Below are 22,471 nucleotides of genomic sequence, written 5' to 3' on the forward strand. Positions count from 1 at the left end.
GCCTGATAATAATCATTGAATTAGCCAGAACTAAAGGTGATTATGCCTACCCTTGAAATAGGCAAGACTTAACCAATACCAAACCAGATAAAACCACACATGAATAGAGACATTGAAATTGCTCAGCAGGCAACCCTTCAGGATATTGGAGCGATTGCCGCCAAACTGGGTGTGCCCGAAGGCAGCCTGGAACGCTATGGCCACCACAAAGCCAAACTCCCCCTCTCCCTAATTGATGCAGAAAAAGCCAGGCAAAGCAACCTTATCCTGGTGACGGCCATTTCCCCAACACCCGCTGGTGAAGGCAAAACGACTGTGTCCATTGGATTGAGCCAGGGGCTGCAAAAGATCGGGAAGAAAACGGTGGTGGTGCTTCGGGAGCCCTCCCTGGGCCCGGTTTTCGGCATCAAAGGAGGTGCTGCCGGCGGTGGGCAGTCGCAAGTCCTGCCCATGGAGGACATCAATCTCCACTTTACCGGCGACTTTAGTGCTATTGAGAAGGCCCATAATCTACTGGCCGCACTCATCGACAACAACATTCAGAGTAAGCAAAATAACTTGGGCATTGATCCCCGGACCGTCCTCTGGAAGCGGGTAATGGACATGAACGACCGGGCTCTCCGGCAAGTTATCGTTGGGCTGGGCGGCACCGGCAACGGGCTGCCCCGGGAGACCGGCTTTGATATCACTGCGGCTTCAGAAATCATGGCGATTCTGTGCCTATGCGAGAACCGAACTGATTTAAAGACGCGCCTCGGCAATATATTCGTTGGCTTCACCTATGACCGTAAGCCGGTTTATGCCCGTGATCTTGGCGCACAGGGCGCGATGGCCGCGCTGCTCAAAGATGCCATCAAGCCCAATTTGGTTCAGGCGCTGGAAGGCGTACCTGCAATCCTCCACGGTGGCCCTTTTGCTAATATCGCACAGGGGACCAACTCCGTTATGGCGACCCGAATGGGGCTCAGCCTGGCGGACTATGCGGTCACCGAAGCTGGCTTCGGAGCAGACCTGGGCGCTGAGAAATTCCTGGACATCAAATGCCAAAGCGCAGGGTTATCGCCCAAAGCAGCAGTGCTTGTCGCAACCATACGGGCATTAAAGTACCACGGAGGCATCAGCCTGGATGATCTGAAGCACCCCAATCCGGAAGCGGTTAAAAAGGGCTTGCCCAATCTGGAGAAGCACCTGGAAAACCTACAGCAATTCGGCCTGCCAGTTGTGGTAGCCATCAACCGGTTTGTCTACGACAGCGAGGAAGAACTTGCCGCTGTCGAAGCTGCCTGCGCACAGAAAGGCGTAAAAGTAGCCCGCTCAGATGGCTGGGCCCATGGAGGCGAAGGGACCCGCGCATTGGCAGAAGCCGTTGTGGAACTTGCCGAAAGCGGCAATACCCAGTTCAAGCCCATGTACGAGTGGGGTATGCCCGTAAAGGAAAAAATAAAGGCCATTGCCACAAAAATCTACGGCGCTGCTGATGTAGCCTACAGCCGGGAAGCAGAGCGCGATTTACGGCGAATCCGAAAACTGGAGCTGGAAGGCTTGCCGGTTTGTATCGCCAAAACACAAAAATCTTTGTCGGACGACCCCAAACTAACAGGCCGCCCGAAAGGCTTCACCCTGCACATCCGGGGCATTGAGATAGCTGCCGGTGCAGGCTTTCTGGTACCTCTTAGCGGAAATATGATGCGCATGCCGGGCCTGCCTGCGGCCCCTGCTGCATTAAATATTGATATTGATGACGAAGGCGTGATTTCTGGCTTGTTCTAGTCCTGGCCCTTATCGATGAGGTGGTCTTCCAACGGCAGCCCCTGCCGAAGCAGGTGCAGCCGCTCCTGACACTTTTCGCAGGTGCCCAGGTGGGTGATTAGCTGACGATGGGGCTCGCTGCCCGGTCTTAATTTTCCACGCCAGAAGGCAGTGAGTACCTCATCCGACGGGCATTCATATACCCTAAGGATTTGCCGGACCGCCCGGTAAACGATATAAGCCGCAATAAGAAGGAATATTGTAAACATCAGCACTTTGTTGACCCGCAAGGAACAGGGCAATAACACCCCTTTCTTCCCGGAATTGAACTATTTATTCGGGAAAGCCGTTTCTAATAATGTAGCAAGTTGTTTAAAAGTTTGTGTAAAATTTGGGTTTTCTTGCATTTTTCCTCTAATCATCTGATAATCAATTCACTCGAATAACCGTTCGAAGCGATTATTTTTGATGGCAGAGGCCCCCTGATAAGTTCCGGAAAATCTGCGCTGCTACATCCAAAACAGGAAAACACATTAACCAGGAAAAAAATTTCATGGCAAAAATTAAAACCCGCAGGGTACAAGTTATTGAAGCCGGCGCAAAATACGTCACATTGCTCTTTCTCGATCAGCATTGCCAAATCCAGCTACCCAGATTAACTTTTCTGCACCGGAAAGAGTTGGGGCTGTATGAAATTTTGAATCCTGAATTCATGAAACCTGCAGTATAAAACCAAGAATACCATGTGGTTAAAGAAAGTTGTGAACTACTTCACTGGAGAGGACGAATCATTTGAAAAAAAAGGCAAAGTCAAGTTTTTTAACCGCAAGCGCGGCTATGGCTTCATAGAGCCTGAAAACATGGACAGAGATGTGTTCGTCCACGTCACCAGTCTGGAAGACAAAATTTCAAAAGGCGATGAAGTTGCCTTCGAGGTGGAAGCCAGCGACAAGGGGCTAGAAGCTCGTAGAGTCCGGTTGATTTAGTATCCGGCCGTTTAAGATTCATTCTATTTTTTCACTAAACTATTACTATGAAATTGCGTAAGAACTTTGCAATGGGTAAAGGCAAATATTACTTTACGATAAAATCTGTCCCCAACAATATTACCATTTTCAGAAAGTCAAAGGATGCTGCTATCATTACTTTTAAGAAGTATCAGAAAGCAGGAAAAGAAATTGAGTGGCTCGGTAAGTGGGATGGCAAAAAATTCGTGGACAATTCCATGCCTGCTGCTCTAGCTTCCTGATCTGCCCGGATAGAAAGCAAAGTTCAAGTTTCATGCAAGGTTTTTCTGGTCAGAGATACAACTGGTTGCCTTCTGTATTCCAAGCATCAGGAGGTTACAAACTGGTATTTATCTTTGGCTACAGCCTTTAAATTGGTCTGCTTTATAGAAACCTGCGAACCTGGCATACAGTATAATACAACTGCATACCAGCCTCGGATCCATATAAAGTTTTGCTAATTCTATCGCACATCACGCTTCTTCCCTGGTTTTATCCAGGGAGGCGCAACTAGAAATTGTTCCATCATTAAAAGCCTCCATGATATGGTTACGTCTGAAAAAGATGAAAAAGTTTACGAAAAGGCTATTACCTGGGTCAAACAAAGGGGTTACTCTAAAGTGAAAGCCAATGTAGAAGACGAGGAGATTGAAAAACCCACGTCTTTTAAGCAGCCGCCGTCCTCTCCCGATGAGGAAGAGTCTTATATCACTCCTGATATCACCGCGGTGATGCGGGGCAACAAATGCTACTTTGAAATCGCAATGAAATCAGACCAAAAACAAGACCTTATCACCAAATGGAAACTGCTTGACCGACTGGCCTCCATCAAAGAGGGAAAGTTCTTCCTCTTCACGCCGCATGGCCACCGCGCCTTCGCCGACCGGCTGGTTAAGCAACATGACATCAATGCGACCTTGATTAACATCTAGGTGCGCCTTTATTTGACCATAAGACGGTAGCCGATTAATCGAACTTACCGGACAACTACTTTCTTCAACATTTTAATCGACAGCAATTATGATAGATCGCAGCATCAAAGTCAAAGTACTCAAGGAAACGTCCAAAACCGTTACCGTACATCTGACGACTTTAAATAGAAAAATGCCCGTGCCTCGAAAAGAATTCGAAAAGCGCGTAAAAGATGGTCTGTATGAAGTTATCGGTGGTTACGAAGTAGAGGCTGAAGAGTAACGCTTCCCGGACCTGCCGTATTCCCAAAACATGGATAACTGCAATCCAAGAACTTACTTTTGTACCATTAGGCGCTTCATACCTATACATTGACCGCTTTTCAGGTAAAAGCCGATCAAGTAGGCAGCAGGCGGCAATCCGGCAAGGCTCATTCTCCGACCATCGGGCTGAATGAGCCTTACTAGTTTGCCCTCAGCTGTAAAAACCCTGCACTTCAGATCAGGCTTTTCTTCAGGCAGTACAATATATACCGTATCTCCGCCTGGGTTGGGAAACACCTCCACTCTTTTCATGAAACCCGAGGCCTCTTCTTGGACCTCAGTGTTTACATTGGCAAACAACCACTCGTAGGCAGCCGGGAATTCCCGTTTCCAGTACCATTCAGAATGTGTTCCGTCCGGGTGCCCTGCTGCAATAACTTCACTCTCTTCAAAACCGGCGTCCAAAAGTACCTGCTCCATGGCCAGCATATCCGCTACCTGCTGCCCGTTAGCGCCTTCCTGAGCACCGGCAATCATATAAATACGCATATCCTCCTGCTTACCCTGACTGCTGACATGATCATAGCACGCTTCGGCAAACCAAAAAGAAGCAGAGAAAATGCCTGCTTTGCTAAACACGTCCTGATGCTCCATCGCTGCATAGAGCGAAATCAGCCCGCCCATGCTTGATCCCATAATCCCTGTGTGGTCCCGCCCCGGCAACGTCCGGTAGTTATCGTCTATATAGGGCTTCAGCGTCTCCACAATGAAATCTACATAGGCATCGCCCTCTCCGCCACCGTAGCTGGGGTTCACCCATGGGCTATACTCATCCAACCGGGCAGCGCCGCCGTTGTCAATGCCTACCACGATTACGCCGTCATCCCCATTTTGGAACAAGGCGTTGAGAGATTCATCCACTTCCCACTCACCAAAAGCAGCGGTAGCTGCATCGAAGAGATTCTGCCCATCGTGCATGTAAAGAACCGGATAGTCCGTTGTGGAAGTCGTGTAATCTGGTGGCAAATAGACCCAAATGCGGCGATTGCGGTCCAGCTGAGGCATGTAAAAGTCTTCCGCCACCACGGAAACGTTATCCGCAGCGGTAGAACTGCCCGGGCTGTCCCCTTCCCAAGATGCAATTGCCAGATCGACTTCCAGTTGCCCTCCATCATACTCCAGGGTCCGGTTGGGCAGAAAACCGCCATCCGCATTGCCCTCCACAGTTGCCCAGCTGCCCCGGGTAAACTTGAACATCAGGGTACCCGGATCTGGCTCAAAAGTTAAGGTGTAAGTCCCATCGGCTACTTCACTAAAGGCATAATCCGGGTTGCCCTCCTCCCAGCCATTGAAGTTGCCTGCCGCATAAAGGACTGCGCCCTCCGGCGTATTGGCTGGCACGCTCGTGATATTGAAAGTCACCTGAGCCAGTGCCGTTATCCCGAAAGCGATCCAAATGAATGTAGCCAGAATGATTTGCCTCATCTTTTTTACACAAATATAAGGCTTTAACCCAACCCTCCCGGCTTTTTCCAACGTCTGGCTTTGTGAGAAGTCATCGGGAATAGATCATTTCTAAACTTTTCACAAATTTAACTTTATGAAAACGATCCCGACTTTCTATTATCTGATGGGGCTGCTCAGCCTTGCGCTGGCTTTGCCTTCCTGTATACAGGATACTTGCGAAGCCACCACCACCTTTCAGGCTTACGAGCCAGTCTATGTGAAACCCGCTGACTTCCGCCATGCTACTGAATTTGAAGCGCCCAGAGATCTGGAAAATCCCGGTAAAATTTATGTTTACCAGGATATGCTCCTGATTAATGAGCGTGGTGCAGGCATACACCTGATCGACAACAGCAATCCGGAGGCACCACAGCCCTTTGGGTTTCTGAATATTCCGGGCAATGTAGATATGGCAGTCCGTGGCAATATGATCTACGCCGACAACTACGTTGACCTGGTCGCCATTGACATTACCAATCCTAGCAGCCCGGTTTTTGCCGGACGGACCGAAGAAGCCATCCCCAGCCATAGCTTTGATGCGGAAATGGGCTATCTGGTCCGGTATGAGGAAGTACCAATGACTGAGGAAGTAGACTGCGATTCATATACGGGGAATTCTTTTTGGAGAGACGGCACTTTGTTCGTCGATGTGGCGGCAGGCGGCGTGGCACAGGATTTCGCAAATGAATCCGCCGGGCAGGCGCAGGATGTGGGCGTTGGAGGCTCAATGGCCAGATTCACCCTCGCCCAGGACCACCTTTATGTGGTAGATGAACACCGGTTGCATGTATTTGGCTTATCCGCTACCCCAGAGCCAGAAAAGATCAATGTCGTCGATATAGGCTGGGGTATTGAGACCATTTTCCCTTACGGAGACAAGCTATTCATTGGTGCTGCCGACGGTATGTACATTTTTGACAACAGCGTGCCCACTGCGCCGGAGCAGCTATCGGTATTTCGCCACGCAACAGCTTGCGACCCTGTATTTGTAGATGGGAATATTGCCTACGTGACGCTCCGGAACGGCACGGAGTGTGAGACTTTTACCAATCAGCTCGATGTAGTCGATGTCACCAACCTCACGGACCCGGTACTGATCAAAAGCTTCAGCATGCACAACCCACATGGCTTGTCCAAGCTGAATAACGCCTTATACATCTGTGAGAACAAACAGGGCGTAAAGATTTTTGATGCAACCGACCCCGCAACGGTGGGCAACGAGCAGATTGGAAAAATGACTGGATTCCAGGCGTATGATATCATTACGCTGCAGGGCGGCTTAGCCATTGTTATCGGGGAGGATGGCTTATATCAGTACGATATTACCAACCCGGAAGCGCCGCGACGATTGAGCAACTTATTATCGCTGTAGTATGGTAAAGCACGTAACAACATGGACGTTTGCCGCATTTTCAGCTATAGTGCTGCTCCTTCCAGGCATAGGTAAGGCACAGCAAGCCACCGAGAGCACCTTTCAGCCCGGATGGGCGCATGAAGTGCACTACGGTAGCCTGATTGGCTCCTCAGATTCAGAAATACAAGCCGGTGCCTCCCTGCAATACATTGGCACCTACCGGATAAAACGTTATCTTGGGATAGGCGGAGGAATAGGGGCACAAAGCTATCAGTTCAACAGTGGCTACAGCTACTTCCCCTTTTGGGCGGTTTGCAAGCTTTATGACCCTTCCCAAACTGGTGTACAGCCGTATTTGCAGTTGGCAGCCGGTTACGGGGCGGCGCTTAACCGTAGGGACGATGAGACCCTGCTGGTTGATGCCAAGGGTGGGTTTAATGCCCACGGGGCGCTGGGCCTGGAAGTCCCCATCCGTCAGGAACTATGCCTGTTGCTAAGCCTGGGCTATCAGTTTCAGGCTGCACAGTCAACATTTGACCATTTTGGCTGGTGGTGGGGAGACCGGCAGACTACGCAGGAATGGAAGTTCCGGCGTATACAACTGCAAGTTGGAGTTAAATTTTAGCCTTCTTGGACAAATCTCGTGGTCAAGTCGAAAAGGGAAGCAAAAGCAACCAACGGGAGCGTTGATTTCCTTTTTGGCTTGACTCTAAATCACGAGATTTGTCTAAGAACCAATTTTAATATGGCAAAGGACGCATCCGCATATACCGATGAAGAGCTGGTGGAAGGCTGCCTGAAAAACAGGCGGCTTGCTCAGGAGATGCTCTACCGCAAGTACTTCAACAGTATGATGCGGATGTGCCTGCGATATACCCAGGATAAATCCGTTGCCCTTGAAATCCTGAATACAGGGTTCCTAAGGGTGTTTAAAAAGCTGGAAAAGTACTCCTTCAACGGGTCACTGGAAGGCTGGATCAGGAGGCTGGTTTTCCATAGCCTGTCTGATCACTTCAAAAAGCACAACAATCAGGTACATTTTCTCGATCTGGAAGACCGGGACGGACCTGCACCTGATAATGCGCTAAGCCAGTTATACCTGGAGGATATTCTCAAGCTGGTATCTTATTTGCCGGATGCCACGAGAGAAGTTTTTTACCTCTATGCTATTGAAGGATACACGCACGTGGAAATTGGAAAGCAGTTGGGGATCAGCACCGGCACCTCAAAATGGCACCTTTCCAATGCCAGGCAAAAACTGAAACAATTAATCAGAACGCATTACAACCATGCAGGATAATTTTACACCGGATATTAACCCGGATTGGGTGGAAGAGGGCTGGTCAGGCATGCGGCAAATGCTGGACCAGGAAATGCCCGTTCAACAGCGCCGCCCGTTTGTATGGGTATGGTGGGGTGCAGCGCTGCTGGCCATCGGTATTGGTACAGGTTGGCTGCTAAAAGATTATGCCGATCAACGGACAGTGATCGGGCAGTTGCCGGTTCCTTCCGCAGGGGCAACGGCAGCTCAATACCCGGAACGCTCAGTGGCAACACAGGAAACTCCCCTTGCCGGTGCGGAGGCCTCAGCGCCAATTGCAAGCCATACTCCCCTAACGGCAGTAGCACCTGATGACCCATATGCCGCTTTGCAAACTTCCCCAATTGCCCGACCTGCGAAGCAGGCTGAGTCTAATGCTGCGGCTCAGGAGACACAGACAGCAAGTGCAACGACATCCATAAAGCAGGAAAAAACACTTACGCTCTCCCCTACCCTTACCGCTATTCCCCCTCTGAACACTCTGGCAGCACTCCGCCCTGCTCCGTTGGAAAATCAAAGCCTTCCGTCGCTGCCCGAACAGCCTAAGGTTATTAGCCAAACCGCTAAGTCTCCCTGGCAGCCCGGGCTTTTCGTAAGCGGGCGCTACGGTCCGGAACAAGGCACCACAGGGTATGAAGCAGGTGTTTTTCTCGGCTGGGAGCCTAAAGGATCAAGATGGTACAGCCGCCTTAGCATGAGCTACCTCCGGTTCAGCGCGGACCAGCAACTGGAGGAAAGGCAGTTCGCGCTTTCCAACAGCCGCTTCTCCAATAATCCCGCTTTGGTCGACTTAACCCGAGCAGTTGAAACAGTACACTTCACAAATACAGCAATCCGGGCTGGCTATCAAATCACCCCAAGACTAGGGATGGAAGGTGGTTTTTTCATGGCGTACCTCACCGGTGCACGGCAGGCAGATGTCTGGACAAGCACAGGAGCCCCGGACAATAGTGGCGGAATGGACGGAAACGAGGAAAACCTTGCCGCCCTCCACCTGACGAACCGCTCCCAATCGACGGTAGGGTTAAGCCGCTGGAATGCAGGCTGGACAGCTGGTTTACGATTTAAGTTTAGTAACAATATTTTCACCGCGCTGAATTTTAGCGCCCCATTGACGGACCTTTCAGCAACAGCCAATCAAAAAACTCCCTTAAACCACAACATTGCCCTGTCACTATTTGGAAGCTTCTGAAGCCTGAGTTTCCCTATTTTTTATTAGCTTTTCGCTCTGAATTTCAGAGTCATTGACCGGAACGAATCATGTCTAAGCTAAAAAAGGGTGATTGCCTGCTCAGGTGTGTTCTTTTTTTTGCGCTATTTTCGAACAGCTACCTTCTACACGGCCAGGTCAGTGAGGAGCAACTTGTGCATTTTGATATTCAAGACGGCCTGCCTTCCAAGGTCATTTATGGCGTGGAGCAAGACAGTTCTGGCTTTATTTGGGTCTCCACTGATGTTGGCCTCTCCTACTTTGATGGCTATGAATTTCATACCCTCACCACCAAGGACGGACTGCCCAGTAATGATGTGATTGGCACCGATTATGTGGACCACAGGCTTTGGGTAAACACGTTGGGACCACTCTCCTACCTCACCTCAGACTATAAGGTCCATTTAGCTCCTATATCATCCACCACCTTTTCTTCCTACATTGACCATCAGTTCGTAAAGGCGGACAGTGCGCTTTGGGTAAGCCGGTCAAATGATCTTTTCAGGCTCAATGACGACTTGGAACCTCTACCTGTTAACCCGGGCCTCCTCCGGGGGGACAGTACCTATTATTGGGTCTTCGAACATCAAGGCAAGCCCTGGATGGTCAGAAAAAAGAAAGGTTACAAAACAGAGCTGCTACAAATAGCCGGCAATCAAGTCAACAAGCACTTCGAAGTTGGGGAGCCAAAGGATGAGGTCTTTTACTTCTACTATGCCTCCAAAGGCTCTTTGCTTTATTGCCACTTTAATGGCAATGTGTTGGTCATCGATACGGAAACCGGGACGGAGAGGGAATTGATTCGGGGGCGGGACCTCAATAGCCATATTCGGTTGAAAGACGATAATCTCTGGATTATACAGCCGAGAAATGGTGTTGAAGTTTATGCCATTCAGGGAGATACTGCGGCTATTTACCGGCAAACACTTTTAAAAGGCCAGCAACCATCCAGTGTTCTATTGGACAAAGAGGGCAATGCCTGGATTGCCACACTTGGGAATGGGCTCTACTTTTTGCCCCGTCAAGCCAGCGCAATACAGGTAGTGCGCAAAGCAAACGGGTTAGCCGAGAATACCATCAACAGCATACTGGCTACCGATCAGTATCTGATCACCGGCAACCGTAGCAATACCCTTGAATTCTTCACACCCAGCAACACCGGTATGGTGGCAGTGACAGGCCGGAAAACCCTCGCAGACCAACCTGGATTTTTTATCACCAACCGGATTCTAAAAATTGTCATGCCCATTCCCGGGCATTATTTTCTGGCTACAGACATCGGCTTGATTCACTACAGCCAGGATAGGGAACAGCTCCTCCTGCAAGAGGCTATCAAAAACCTGAATATTGGCCTCAATGGAGACCTCATTATTTCCAGTCATAAAGGCATTCGAAGGATAGCAGCAGCTGACCTTGCCCAAATAGACAAAATGACTGCTCCATGGGAGATGCTCAATAAAAAAGCGGTTAAAATCAAGATTGTTATCCCTGGCCGGTCCTACGCCAGTACAGTAGACCATAGTGGAACAATCTGGGCACATACTATTGCCGAAGGCTTAATGCAAATCACCCCGACGGATACCATTTTTTGGAAAAACCGCCACCCCATATTCTCTACTCAGATCACTGACCTTGAGATTCTGGCCGACAGCACGGTTTGTGCCAGCACCCGAGGAGAAGGACTGATCCTGATCAAAGACAACCAGTATCGGATACTCAATCAGGATAGCCTCTTGGCCAGTGACTTTATTAATGTCCTTTACCAGGACCAGCAAGGAGACCTTTGGATTGGAACAAACAAGGGGCTAACCAATTGGATTGCCCCCTCTTATGATGGGGGCAGCGCCCAGCTCGTAACCTACAGCAAGTCTGACGGTTTGCTCTCTAACAGTATCAATGATATCGCCCTCTGGCGGGAGCAGGTATTCATTGCCACCAATGAGGGAGTGATGTACTTCAAGCCCAGCGAAATCATTAATGCGTCACAGTCCCCTAAGCTGGTGCTTTACCCGCCTCAGGTTAATGACACCATGCTCGTCAAGGCCACTGTAGCCAGTTTAGCTCCTGATGAGAACAATATCCAATTCAGGTTCGCCTCCCTGAATTTCCAGGACCGGCAGACCATTACCTTTCAGTACCGGCTCAAAGGACTGAACGAGGAATGGGCTTCTACGAAAACACCAGAGGCAAGGTACGCAGGCCTGCAGCCCGGGAGCTATACTTTTGAGCTGAGGGCGCTGACGGACAAAGGACAAATCAGCTACCTTCCTACCCCTTTCCATTTCAAGATCAACCGCCCGTTCACCCAGTCCCCTCCATTTTACTGGCTATTGTTCATTGGCGCTTTGGCAGTTATGCTGAATATCCTTCAAAGCTTCAACCGCAGGGCTAAAAACCGGGAGCTCAATCAGCTGGTAAAAGAAAAAACCAAAGCCCTAAAGGAGCAAAACCAAGCGCTGGAAGCTTCCAACGTTAGGCTCCGGCGCTCCAATCAAGAGCTCAATCAGTTTGCTTATGTAGCCGCCCACGACCTCAAATCGCCCCTGCGCAATATTTCCAGCTTCGTGCAGCTGCTGCGCCGCCGTGCCTATGACAAGCTGAACCAGGAAGAGCTGGAGTTTATTGACTTTGCAGTAAATGGGACCCAGCAACTGGAGCGGCTTATCGACGACTTGCAGGCTTATTCCCAAATTACCGCATACGCTGAGCAAAGAAGCTGGAATACCGTTAAAGACCTGGTTGAACATGCCATCGCACAAATACCGGACCTTCAGAAAGAAGGACAGGTGAGCCTTCTTGCCCCGAGCTACAATATCTGGATCAACACCCGAAACGGGCAGTTGCTTTTTTATCACCTCCTTTCCAATGCCTCGAAGTTCCGGCATCCAGACCACGATTTGATGGTCCGTGTTGGGGCCAGGGAAGAGAAGGGCAAGCCCTATATCTACGTTGAGGATAATGGCATCGGTATTCACCCGCAGTATCAGGAAAAGATCTTCAAAATATTCCAGCGCCTGCATACCAGCCGGGAATTTCCAGGCACCGGCATTGGCCTTGCGATCTGCAAGAAAATCATTGAGGAAGAGGATGGCCAAATCGGGCTGTCCTCAGAAGAAGGGAAAGGCGCTACTTTTTATTTCAGCTGCGCTATCTACGAAGAAAGGGAAGCAGCGCTTGCTACTCCCCTTCCTGACTGACGATCATTTCTGATCTGATTACTTGTTCACCACCAGGTTAACCTGTAGGTCAAACTCGTCGTAGATGGTCTTATCACCCAGGTTGTCAAAGAAGCTTCCTGAGCCATAACGAACATTGAATTCAGAGCGGTCCACTACAACTTCTGCCACTGCTTTCGCCTTGTCGCCCATATCTTCCACGTTGGCCTGGAACTTAATTTCCTTGGTAATGCCTTTTATGGTCAGGTCACCAACAATTTTGTACTCGCCTGGCTTGCCCCGAGATACCACCTGAGTAATGTTGAATGAAGCAGTTGGAAACTTGTCCACACTGAAAAAGTCGTCAGACTTCAAGTGGCCCATAAGTTTTTCCTTCCATTCCCCTTCAAGGTCGTTATTCGTCATGGAGGTCATATCGATCACAAAACTGCCACCAGTTAGCATATCGCCGTCGAATTCCAACTCCCCAGACTTCAGCTGAATGTTGCCGGTGTGGGAGCCGGTCACTTTGTAGCCGTTCCATACGATGTTGCTTTCCGCCACGCTTACTGTGCGGCGTTCTTTTTCGCCTTCAACGGGATTAGTAAAGCTCATGCCGATCATCGCTACCGCTGCCAGCAGCACAGAGAAAATACTTGCCTTTTTCATAATGGTTTGGTTTGATTGTTTTTTATGGAAAGGGTAACAACGCTACCCTTGTTAATGTTTAAACTTTGATTGGCACAAATATAGGTGCTTATAATCAAAGTTGCAACATCGAAATGAAAATTTCTGCTTATTCCTGGTAAATTGTAGCTTTACGCCTCATCCGGAGCACCTTTGAAAAATTCAACTTTATGAAAATACTGATCATTGGCGGCGGCAATATGGGGCTGACTTATGCCCAAAGCTTCCTGCGATCTCACATCGCCAGTAAGGAGGACATGATGATTCTGGAAAAATCGCCTCAAAAAGCGGCAGAGCTGGCCAAAAGAGACATCGGTACCGTTTACGGCAGAGCTGAGGATTGTATCCAGCAGTCTGACCTTGTCATTTTTGCAGTAAAGCCGCAGGACTCATCTGTGTTGTTTGAGCACATCAAACCACTTATTGACCCGCAACAGGTCTTTCTATCTATAATGGCCGGTGTGAAGCTTTCGACCATCTCCGGTAGTTTGGGCGCGGAGAAGGTGATCCGGGCCATGCCCAACCTGCCTGCACAGATTGGCATGGGCATGACCGCCTTTACGTCTTCTGATGCAGTCACCCGGATAGAGCTCGTCATGGTCCAAAACCTCCTGAACACCACTGGCAAAACTGTCTACGTAGAAAAGGAAGAAGCCATTGATGCGGCTACTGCAATATCTGGCAGTGGGCCGGCTTACGTCTGGTTTTTCATGAAATCCATGATGGATGCCGCCCGTAATATGGGCTTTTCTTACTCTGAGGCAGAACTATTGGTCAGCCAGACGTTCCGGGGCGCTATAGAACTCTTTAACAAGACAGATTTCACTTGCGAAGAGTGGATTGAGAAGGTTTGTTCCAGGGGGGGCACCACAGAAGCCGCCCTGGCTTCCTACGATAAGAACCTGGTCCGTGATGACATTATTGCAGGCGCACAGGCCGCGCTTGACCGGGCGGTGGAGCTGGGCAATGGGTAAGGTGAAACCCAAATTCAAAAAGTACACATAAAAGAGGCGGCACCGTTACCAGGCACCGCCCCATGCTCTATAATCTCAATATCTTAATTTCCACCCGTTGGTTCCGCCTTCGGCCGTCTTCTGTTCGGTTGGAAAACAAGGGTTTCCGTTTCCCATACCCTTTGTAGAACACCCGGTCTGAAGGGATCCCTTTAGCTACCATATACTCCGCCACAGCGCGGGCACGAGCAGTGGACAACTGATCGCAATACTCGTCCGGAGGCAGGTTATTCGTATGCCCGCCGATTTCCACCACGATGGAAGGATTGTCTTTGAGGAAAATGTAAATCTCGTTCAGCAAGGGCTTCACCGATTCCTGAATCGTGGAACTGTCCGCTTCGAACTGCAGCTTTTGCATCTGAATCGTCTGGCCACTGCTCACGGCGCTGGTCAGTTCCTTCAGTACTCTTTCCGTGATTTCAAAGTCAGCACTTGCTATGCAGCCGTTGGCATCTGTAACGGTGACACTATGCTGCCCAAGGCCAAGGTTTTCCACTTTAGGGCCCGCAGCCCCGTTGTCCCAGCTGATTTTGTAAGGCGGTGTACCTCCGTTCCCACTTGCTTCTGCCTTCCCATCTTCACTGGTATCGCTGAATGCAGGCTCTACGCGTCCCAGTTCAGCAGTGAGAGGCTCTGGTGCGGACAGAGAAACAGCGGCTGTTTTTTCGTTCCCCGCCTCATCGGTCACCGTCACCTCGTAGCTGCCCGCGCCTAGTCCCGTACGGTTTTCACCAGCGGTGCTTTCATCACTCCAGGTGATGGTGTAAGGTGGTTTGCCTCCGCTGACAGCTGCTTGTACGGCACCATCCGAAGCGCTGCTGCAGGAAATGGGTTGGGTTGCGGACAATTCCACTTCCAGTGGGAGGATATTCTCGGAAATCACAACCGACGCCTCAGCCGTACAGCCCCTGGCATCCGTAATGGTTACCTGATGGGTAGCCGGTGGCAGTCCGGCTGCCTGTCCCTCCGTACTTCCTGTGCTCCAGGCGTAGGTATAAGGAGCAGTACCTCCGGTCGCAGTTACCTTGGCAACGCCATCGCTATTGTTCGTGCTGGCTGGCTGCACCGCTGTGGCTTTCGCGGAAAGCGCTGCCGGCTCTGTCAGAGTTGTTTCGGCCTCTACCGTTGTTCCTGCCGCATCAGTGAGTGTGAGCTGGTAAGCCCCAGCGGATAAACCTGCTGCCTGGGGCTCTGTGGCGCCATTGCTCCAGGCATAGGCAAACGGTGGCTTTCCACCGGTGATGGCGGCATTCAGAGCGCCTACCCCACCCTTACAGCTTATGGGAGCGGAGACTTCCAAATTTAAAGCCAGGGGTAGAATGTTTTCAGTAATCTCCACGCTTTCCTCTGCGGTGCAACCATTGGCATCCGTAATGGTTACAGTGTGGTTGCCCGGTGGCAGGTTATCCGCCAGGTCGGCGTAGACTTCGGTACTCCAATCATAGGAATAAGGTGGGGTGCCCCCCTTTCCGGAAGCCTTAGCTTTGCCATCTGAAGCATTCGTGCTAGCGGGCTGAATGATTACTACTTCAACCGATAAAGCTGCCGGTTCGCCAATCGAAAGCGTGGCGGTAGCGGTAGTGCCGGCTGCATCTGTTACGGTAAGTGAATAATCTCCGGCAGTGAGTTGGCTTGCTTCCGGCCCGTTCTGCCCGCCGCTCCATGCATAATTGAATGGAGACTTGCCGCCTGTGACCTCGCTGGCAATGGCACCCGTCGCTGCTCCATTACAACGAACAGGACCTGTCTCCGTAAGCGATACTTGCAGGGGTAGGATGTTTTCAGTAATGCCCACCGTAGCGGTAGTGGTGCACCCATTGGCATCCGTAATGGTCACTGTATGATCAGCCGGTGGAAGGGACTCTGCCACTTCTGTGGATGCCCCCGTACTCCATGCATAGGTATAAGGCGGCGTACCACCGGTGGCACTGACCTTGGCTATACCATCTGCATTATTGGTACTGGCGGGCTGTACAGCAGTGGCTGTTGCCTGTATGGGCTCGGGGGCAGCAAGCGAAAGGGTAGCTTCCGCGGTCGTCCCTTGTGCATCTGTGACGGTTAGGGCGTACGATCCTGCGCTCAGCTCCGCAAGGGTTTCTGTAGTGCTGCCGTTGCTCCAGGTGTAACGGTAAGGCCCTTTGCCGCCTTTCAAGGAAGCCACCAGAGCGCCATCCGCTGCTCCGGCGCAGGTAATGGAAGCGTCAGGAGCTATAGTGACCTGAAGCGGTAAAATATCCTCTATCATCTCCACCGAAATGGAAGACGTGCACCCTTTCGAATCTGTAACCGTTACGGTTTGCATACCGGCCGGCAACTTGGTAGCCTCAGCACTGATTTCGCCACTGCTCCAGAGGTATTCGTAGCCTCCATTTCCACCGGAAGCGCTTACCACCGCACGCCCGTCTGCCTGGCCCGGACTGGCTTCTCCAGTAACTTCCACACCGACTTTAAGCTTGGGCGGTGCCGTCACTTCGACGGTGGCGTTTGAGGTATTGCCTACTACATCAGTTACCGTCAGGCTATAGGTGCCCGCCGGGAGGGCTTTTAATTGTTTTTCGGATGTGCTGCCATTCGACCAGGCGTAAGCGAAGGGGCCTTTGCCGCCGTCCACTACTGCCGTGAGTTGCCCATCAGCGCCTTCTGTACAGCTTACGGGCTGACTCATCTCCAACTGCACCTGAAGGGGAGCGATATCTTCTGTGACTTCTACTTTGGCTGTTGCCTGACAGCCGTTGCCATCGGTTACGGTAACGGTGTAGGCACCAGAGGACAGGCGCTCAATTTCGGCTGTACTGGCACCGTTGGTCCACAAATAAGCATAAGGCGTAACACCTCCGCTAACCTCTGCTTTTGCAGCCCCATCGGAAGCGCCGGTATTCGCAGGTGTCACCTGAACTGCACGGGCTTTTAAAGCGGCTGGTTCTTCGATGGTAAAAGAAGCCTCAGCGGCAGTTCCCGTTGCATCCGTAACGGTCAGGGTATAGGCTCCGGCGGTCAGGCCGCTGAGGACTTCTCCTGCACCACCGTTACTCCAGGTGTAAGTAAAGGGGCTTTTGCCGCCCGTAACTTTGGCGGAAAGCGCGCCGGCTGCGGCACCCTGGCAATCAATAGTAGCGTCCTGACTAATGTTCAGCGATAAGGGCAGAATGTCTTCGCTCACGGTCACCTCGGCGGTAGTGGCACATCCGTTGGCATCCGTTACGGTAACGGTATGTTTACCCGCAGGCAAACCAGTCACCGCTGCAGCATTACCACCGCTGCTCCACGCAAACTGATAAGGGGGCACGCCTCCGGACGCTTCCACCTCTGCGGTGCCATCGCTGCCATTAGCAGAAGCCGGCTGTGTGACTTGAGCTTGTACCTGAAAAGCGGAGGGCTCCTCCACCGTATAAGTTGCTGATGCAACCGTACCATTCGCATCCGTAACCGTAACGCCGTAATCGCCGGCAAGCAGTCCGGTCAGCTGAAGGGTGGGCGCATCGGCTGCACTCCACTTGTACGTGTAAGGCTTGGCGCCGCCTTCTGCATTTACTTTCAGCACAGCACTTTTATTACCCTGACATTTGATGGGCTTAACCTGCTCAATTTGAACGGCCAATTCCTCAAGGGTACGCGAAATATTGACCACAGCTGACACTTCACAGCCCTGCCGGTCCGTCACGGTCACCGTATGTGCGCCTTCTGACAACTGCATGGCGATGGGTGTTGTCTCTCCATTGTCCCAGGCATATTTATAGGGGGGCATGCCTCCCGTGGTTCTTGCTTCTGCCTGCCCGTCGGCAGCACCAGCACTACTGACCTCACTGCGGGCCTCTGCCCGAAGGGTAACCCTGCGGTCCGGGACACTGATATCCGTCAAACGGCTGTTGCCCTTGGTATCCGTGATGGTCAGGCGGTAAGTACCTGGCGTAAGACGGTCGGGGCTGTCACCTGTTGCATTGCCGCTCCAGTTGAAGGTGTAAGGTGGAGCACCGCCGGTTACTTTTACCCGCAGGGCACCATCTGAGCCATTCCCATTGCAGGTGACCGGGCTGACAAGCTCTACGGTAGCAACCAGAGACGAGCCTTTTTGAATAACGTAGACACCTTTGTCTTCTGTACCAATCCAGACTGCACCGTCCAGGTCAACGGCCAGGTAATTGGCAAATTCACTGGTATATTCTTCCGCTCCTCCAAAAGTGCTGGTTTCCCCACTGGTCGGGTCGTAGGAGGCAATGATGCGGGAAGCAATCCAGAGCCTGCCTTTCGCATCCAATGCAATATCGGTGATGCTGCCTTCCACTGCGTCGGTTGGGATATCGATAAGCTCCCAACGGTCCTTGCGGTCTACTTTTCCAACCAGCCCGTCGCCCATCAGCCAGACTTCCCCATTCGCCACAGCAACAGACTCAATGATTAGCCCCTTCTCAATCAGGTCCCATTTGCCATCCCGGCCGACCAAAGCGCCATCATTGGTAGCAATCCAAATACGGCCAGGCCCGTCCTTAGCGATTTCATGAACGAAGTTGGACCTCAGTTTGGTGTTGTCCATCGACAACTGCTCTTTGAAAACCAACTTGCCATTTTCTTTTTTCAGGCGGTAGGCGCCGGTCAGGCTAGTACCCAGCCAGATATCCTGATTGACCTCATCGTAAAAAGCGGCAGTGATGTAGTTGTCTTCGTCTATGATATCCCCGATCGCTTCCGTGAGCTCCTGCCGCTGCCAGCGGATGTCGGCATTGCCGCCTGAAAACTGGAACAGGCCCATTTCTCCGGGCTGAAGCGTGATAGGGTCTGCAGAACGGGCACCACTGACTTTTTGAATAATCCGGGTGTTGGCCACCCATTTGGTATTATCGGTATCAACAAATATATTTTTGACCGGGCTGCCCCACGGTAGGGCCGTACTCCGGATCACCTCCAGATTCTCTTCCTGTGCCTTTCCGGCAAAGCCCAGCAAAATCAAAGCAAGCGATAGTAGGTAGCTTCTGCTCATGGTATGGTTTTCTACATTTTCGGCGCAAAGTTAGGCAACCTGAAGCAAAACGCAGTATATGGTTTAATATTACCTTTGTGCCGCCACTGAAAGTCTGCTCATCGCACGGCTGGCATTAACGAATCGATGAATAATATGAACATAATCCTGTTTTACTTGCTGATCAAGCCCCTCTCGTACGTGCCTTTGCCCGTAATGCACCGTTTTTCTGATGCCCTCTCCTGGCTGCTGTTCCGGGTTTTTGGCTTCCGCAAAAAAGTGATCCTGGGCAACCTGGAACGATCCTTCCCGGAAAAATCAGCAGAAGAGATTGACCGGACCGCCCGGGAGTACTACCGGCATTTGTGCGACCTTGTGGTGGAAGCAGTGCGCTGCTTTAGTATCCCGGAGGCAGAAATCAAACAACGGGGCGTCATTGTCAATCCGGAAGTCCTTGATCCCTTTTTTGAAAAACAGCAGCCCGTAATCCTTTGTGCCGGCCACTACAACAACTGGGAAATGACCGCCACAGCTATGCCTATGTATATTAAACACCGGGTTGTGGGCCTTTACAAACCGCTGAAAGACCAATTCTTCAATCAGAAAATCACAGGCTCTCGAAGTCGTTTCGGGATGGACATGGTTTCCATCCGTAAAACCCGGGAGTTCTTTGAGGCTGATCATGGGGTAAGCATCATTCTCTTTGCCACCGACCAGGCCCCTTCCAATCCCAATCGGGCGTACTGGACGGAGTTTCTAAACCAGGATACAGCGGTGCTTTTCGGCACGGAGGCCTACGCCCGAAAGTACAACTACCCCGTTGTGTTTGGCTACATCGATAAGGTAAAGCGGGGCTATTATGAAGTCCGGTTCAAAGTCATCTCTGAGGACCCGTCCAGCCTGCCCGCAGGTGCCATTTCAGAAGCCCACACCCGGCTGCTGGAAGAGGAAATCCGCCAAAAGCCTGAATACTGGCTGTGGAGCCACCGCCGCTGGAAACATACCCGCCCGGAAGGCTGGAAACTCGAAACCCAATCGGCTACAAATTGAGCCAGTAGGTGGCTTTGAGCACAATCGCCCGGTTTTTACCGCGCGGATTCGCCAGAAACTGGTCGGAAAAATAGTTGTCGGTGTACACCAGAAAGATATCCGATACGGGCTTAAAGCGCCACTGCAAACGGGTATTGATGTTGACGTTGTCAGCCTGAGTGTTGTACTGCAAAAAGACACTGAAGAAAACACTCCTGGAAAAGGAAAGCTCCGCCCGTGGCCCCACCAGCCAGATACCGGCATCGTTATAGGGGCGGGGCAATTGAATATCCGTGTACGTAGCATCCAGTGCCAGGATACCCAAAGGCTGCCAGCGGTAGTTCAACTGAAACCGAAGGCGGGAAAAATCCCCGTTGAAGTATCGCCCGTAACTGCCCTCCACACCATAGTAAAAGTCCTTGCGCACATCCGAGCTGTAGCTCAAGTTAAGGGTAGGATAAGTATAATCTGTCCCTTCCGGCAGTTCTACGCCCCCTGTGTTGGTAGGGTCAAATGGGAAGAACAGGAAAGTATAATTCTCTGTATAGTCCAGGCTAAGCTCGCTTTGCCCTGGAAATTCCACAAATGCGCCTGCGCTCAGCTCCCGGTCGGTCAGTTGATAGTCCGGTTGATTAAAAATAAACTCTGTCCTTGCGCTGAGCCCAAAAGCGATGACCCGCTCCGCCCACCACTTCTTTTTCGGAAAGATCAAATGGGTGATGCCCGGTGAGGTGGACAGGAAGCCCCGGCGCGGTACAAAGCCCATCTCGGCTTCGTGGTTGCGCCCAATGTAGTGGGTTGGAAAAAAGATCCGCCAGTTGCGCAAATAATGGCCCACAAAAAGGGCGGCAGCCTGCGCATCCACATTATTATCACTCGTAAAAGAGCGGTGGTAGAAAGCTTCGGCTTCCCATTTGTTATCCTTCGAAAAAAGATTGTATTCCAGCCCTGCCACCCGGTTGAAAGCATCAGGGTCGACTTCATAACCGCCCGCACCGTCAGGCCGGTAGTTCACTTTGTTGGTAAAAATGGCACCGACGAAGGACCGGTCAAAGACCTTTCGCTGCAGCACACCGACGGAATAGTTGGCAGGCGCGAGATCAGCATCAGAGACAGCGTCCGTTTGCATATTCAGCAAGCCCACCCGCCAGTTATTGTCCAGCTTACCGCTGAGCCGGGCGCCCGCCAGAATCGGCACGTTGAAGCTGCGCTGCACTTCGATCTCGTCCCCATCGGTTGTGGTACGCCGAAGCGTGCCCTGAGCCAGGCCAATCCTGCGGCTGAAGAAAGGGCGGCTGCTGGGGAAACCAAACTTGCCAAACAAGTCCTCATTTTCGAGAAAAAACTGCCGCCGTTCCGGAAAGAAGAGCTCAAAACGGCTCAGGTTGGTCAGCTGCTGGTCTACTTCCACCTGACTGAAATCAGGATTAAAGGTCAGGTCGAGGTTCAGGGAGGGGGTAATGGCAATCTTGGCGTCCCCACCGGCATTAAAGTTGCGCTCTGCAGGCAACCGGAATTCTTCATCCCGCTCCACACCCGCAATAGCGTACGGGATAAGCGAAACGTTTAAGCCCGGGCTCGGCGGTGGCGTGGCCCAGCGCATGGGCAAGGTGAAGGCCAGGTTGTTGATCCCAAACTGCCGGGGCACCGGATTCCAGGTGGAACGTTCGTTTTGCCTGACAGAAATCCGGCTGAAGTTAATCCGCCACTGATTGGCCCCTTCAGATCGTTTGTAACGCAGTGTTTTGAAAGGGATCGCCATTTCCACCACCCAGTACTCCGGGTGATTGGACACCTCGGCGTACCATTTATTATCCCAGTCGGTGGAAATACTGTTGCCGTTATCGATGAGGCCCTCCCGGCGCACATTCAAAGGTGTAACAGCGAAATGGAAACCATTGATTTTATCCTGGAAGGGATCAATATTGACAGCGAATTCATCAGAAGGGCCAAGTTCAAAGTCCCGGCGCAGGGAGGTGACGATGTAATCTTCCTGTGACTGATAAATGACCGCACCAATGTACAGGGCTGTCTCATCGAAGGTGACACGGACTTCCGTATCCAGTTCAGCGTAGGAGGTATCAAACGGGAAGTTTTGGTAGAAATCAGTCGCCACCCCGGCATTTTCCCAGGCTGCTTCATCCAGCACCCCGTCCAGCCGTATGGGCGTTGCAGCAGAACGGATATCCAGCCCTTCTGACGCCTGCCCTATAGCTAAGCTGCTGAAAACACAACAAAATAAAACAGTTAGCCCCTTGCGGCTAGCCCAAACCCTTGCTCGATCCGTCATTAACCCAAAATAGTTGCCAGC

18 protein-coding genes are annotated in these 22,471 nt (G+C 51.4%); 13 read left to right on the forward strand and 5 right to left on the reverse strand.

Features of this window, described 5'->3' with window-relative positions:
- Positions 1-99 precede the first annotated feature (99 nt).
- A complete protein-coding gene (locus tag MRY86_RS13790) occupies positions 100-1,770 on the forward strand; it encodes a formate--tetrahydrofolate ligase (protein WP_293563235.1) in 1,671 nt (556 codons plus the stop codon).
- Here MRY86_RS13790 and MRY86_RS13795 read toward each other — a convergent pair.
- Entirely contained in the window at positions 1,767-2,018 is a 252-nt protein-coding gene (locus MRY86_RS13795; RefSeq protein WP_293563236.1) for a hypothetical protein, read from the reverse strand. The genes MRY86_RS13790 and MRY86_RS13795 overlap by 4 nt on opposite strands.
- 284 nt (positions 2,019-2,302) lie before the next feature.
- On the opposite strand from MRY86_RS13795, the gene MRY86_RS13800 reads away from it, so the two are divergent.
- From MRY86_RS13800 to MRY86_RS13820, 5 genes are all read left to right on the forward strand, one after another.
- The gene (locus tag MRY86_RS13800; protein ID WP_293571556.1) at positions 2,303-2,479 is read left to right on the forward strand and encodes a hypothetical protein; all 177 of its coding nucleotides are present in this window, start codon (positions 2,303-2,305) and stop codon (positions 2,477-2,479) included.
- A gap of 13 nt (positions 2,480-2,492) precedes the next feature.
- The gene (locus tag MRY86_RS13805) at positions 2,493-2,735 is read left to right on the forward strand and encodes a cold-shock protein (RefSeq protein ID WP_293563237.1); all 243 of its coding nucleotides are present in this window, start codon (positions 2,493-2,495) and stop codon (positions 2,733-2,735) included.
- A gap of 47 nt (positions 2,736-2,782) precedes the next feature.
- Positions 2,783-2,998 (forward strand): hypothetical protein, encoded by a 216-nt coding sequence (locus MRY86_RS13810; protein WP_293563238.1) that lies wholly within the window; start codon positions 2,783-2,785, stop codon positions 2,996-2,998.
- A gap of 303 nt (positions 2,999-3,301) precedes the next feature.
- Entirely contained in the window at positions 3,302-3,688 is a 387-nt protein-coding gene (locus tag MRY86_RS13815; RefSeq protein ID WP_293563239.1) for a hypothetical protein, read from the forward strand.
- A gap of 88 nt (positions 3,689-3,776) precedes the next feature.
- Positions 3,777-3,950, forward strand: coding sequence for a hypothetical protein (locus tag MRY86_RS13820; RefSeq protein WP_293563240.1), 174 nt, complete (start codon positions 3,777-3,779; stop codon positions 3,948-3,950).
- Positions 3,951-4,003: 53 nt separating this feature from the next.
- Here MRY86_RS13820 and MRY86_RS13825 read toward each other — a convergent pair whose 3' ends face one another.
- Positions 4,004-5,416 carry an alpha/beta hydrolase-fold protein gene (locus tag MRY86_RS13825; protein ID WP_293563241.1) on the reverse strand — a complete coding sequence of 471 codons (1,413 nt, stop codon included), beginning with the start codon at positions 5,414-5,416 and terminating at the stop codon, positions 4,004-4,006.
- 115 nt (positions 5,417-5,531) lie between these two features.
- Between MRY86_RS13825 and MRY86_RS13830 the strand changes: the two genes are divergently transcribed.
- From MRY86_RS13830 to MRY86_RS13850, 5 genes are all read left to right on the forward strand, one after another.
- Positions 5,532-6,809 (forward strand): hypothetical protein, encoded by a 1,278-nt coding sequence (locus MRY86_RS13830; protein ID WP_293563242.1) that lies wholly within the window; start codon positions 5,532-5,534, stop codon positions 6,807-6,809.
- Between the two features lies 1 nt (position 6,810).
- Positions 6,811-7,416 carry a hypothetical protein gene (locus MRY86_RS13835; protein WP_293571557.1) on the forward strand — a complete coding sequence of 202 codons (606 nt, stop codon included), beginning with the start codon at positions 6,811-6,813 and terminating at the stop codon, positions 7,414-7,416.
- Between the two features lie 120 nt (positions 7,417-7,536).
- Positions 7,537-8,091 (forward strand): sigma-70 family RNA polymerase sigma factor, encoded by a 555-nt coding sequence (locus MRY86_RS13840; RefSeq protein ID WP_293564288.1) that lies wholly within the window; start codon positions 7,537-7,539, stop codon positions 8,089-8,091.
- A complete protein-coding gene (locus MRY86_RS13845; RefSeq protein WP_293564286.1) occupies positions 8,081-9,304 on the forward strand; it encodes a hypothetical protein in 1,224 nt (407 codons plus the stop codon). Before MRY86_RS13840 ends, MRY86_RS13845 begins: the two co-directional genes overlap by 11 nt.
- A gap of 68 nt (positions 9,305-9,372) precedes the next feature.
- Positions 9,373-12,519, forward strand: coding sequence for an ATP-binding protein (locus MRY86_RS13850; RefSeq protein WP_293571559.1), 3,147 nt, complete (start codon positions 9,373-9,375; stop codon positions 12,517-12,519).
- An 18-nt stretch (positions 12,520-12,537) separates the two neighbouring features.
- Here MRY86_RS13850 and MRY86_RS13855 read toward each other — a convergent pair whose 3' ends face one another.
- Complete coding sequence (locus tag MRY86_RS13855) at positions 12,538-13,146, reverse strand: YceI family protein (protein WP_363325377.1); 609 nt, start codon at positions 13,144-13,146, stop codon at positions 12,538-12,540.
- 158 nt (positions 13,147-13,304) lie between these two features.
- Here MRY86_RS13855 and proC point away from each other — a divergent pair, with 158 nt between their 5' ends.
- Positions 13,305-14,138: a pyrroline-5-carboxylate reductase gene (gene proC, locus MRY86_RS13860; RefSeq protein WP_293564248.1), complete on the forward strand. Its 834-nt coding sequence runs from the start codon at positions 13,305-13,307 to the stop codon at positions 14,136-14,138.
- A gap of 67 nt (positions 14,139-14,205) precedes the next feature.
- On the opposite strand, the gene MRY86_RS13865 is transcribed toward proC, so the two are convergent.
- Positions 14,206-19,152, reverse strand: a complete 4,947-nt coding sequence (locus MRY86_RS13865) for an OmpA family protein (protein ID WP_293564245.1) — start codon at positions 19,150-19,152, stop codon at positions 14,206-14,208.
- 135 nt (positions 19,153-19,287) lie between these two features.
- Here MRY86_RS13865 and MRY86_RS13870 point away from each other — a divergent pair, with 135 nt between their 5' ends.
- Positions 19,288-20,181, forward strand: coding sequence for a hypothetical protein (locus MRY86_RS13870; RefSeq protein WP_293564243.1), 894 nt, complete (start codon positions 19,288-19,290; stop codon positions 20,179-20,181).
- Here MRY86_RS13870 and MRY86_RS13875 read toward each other — a convergent pair.
- Positions 20,171-22,450, reverse strand: coding sequence for a DUF5916 domain-containing protein (locus tag MRY86_RS13875; RefSeq protein WP_293564241.1), 2,280 nt, complete (start codon positions 22,448-22,450; stop codon positions 20,171-20,173). The two genes, MRY86_RS13870 and MRY86_RS13875, sit on opposite strands and share 11 nt — an antisense overlap.
- Between the last annotated feature and the right edge of the window lie 21 nt (positions 22,451-22,471).

The organism is Phaeodactylibacter sp. (assembly GCF_022763345.1).
Classification (GTDB): Bacteria; Bacteroidota; Bacteroidia; order Chitinophagales; family Saprospiraceae; genus Phaeodactylibacter.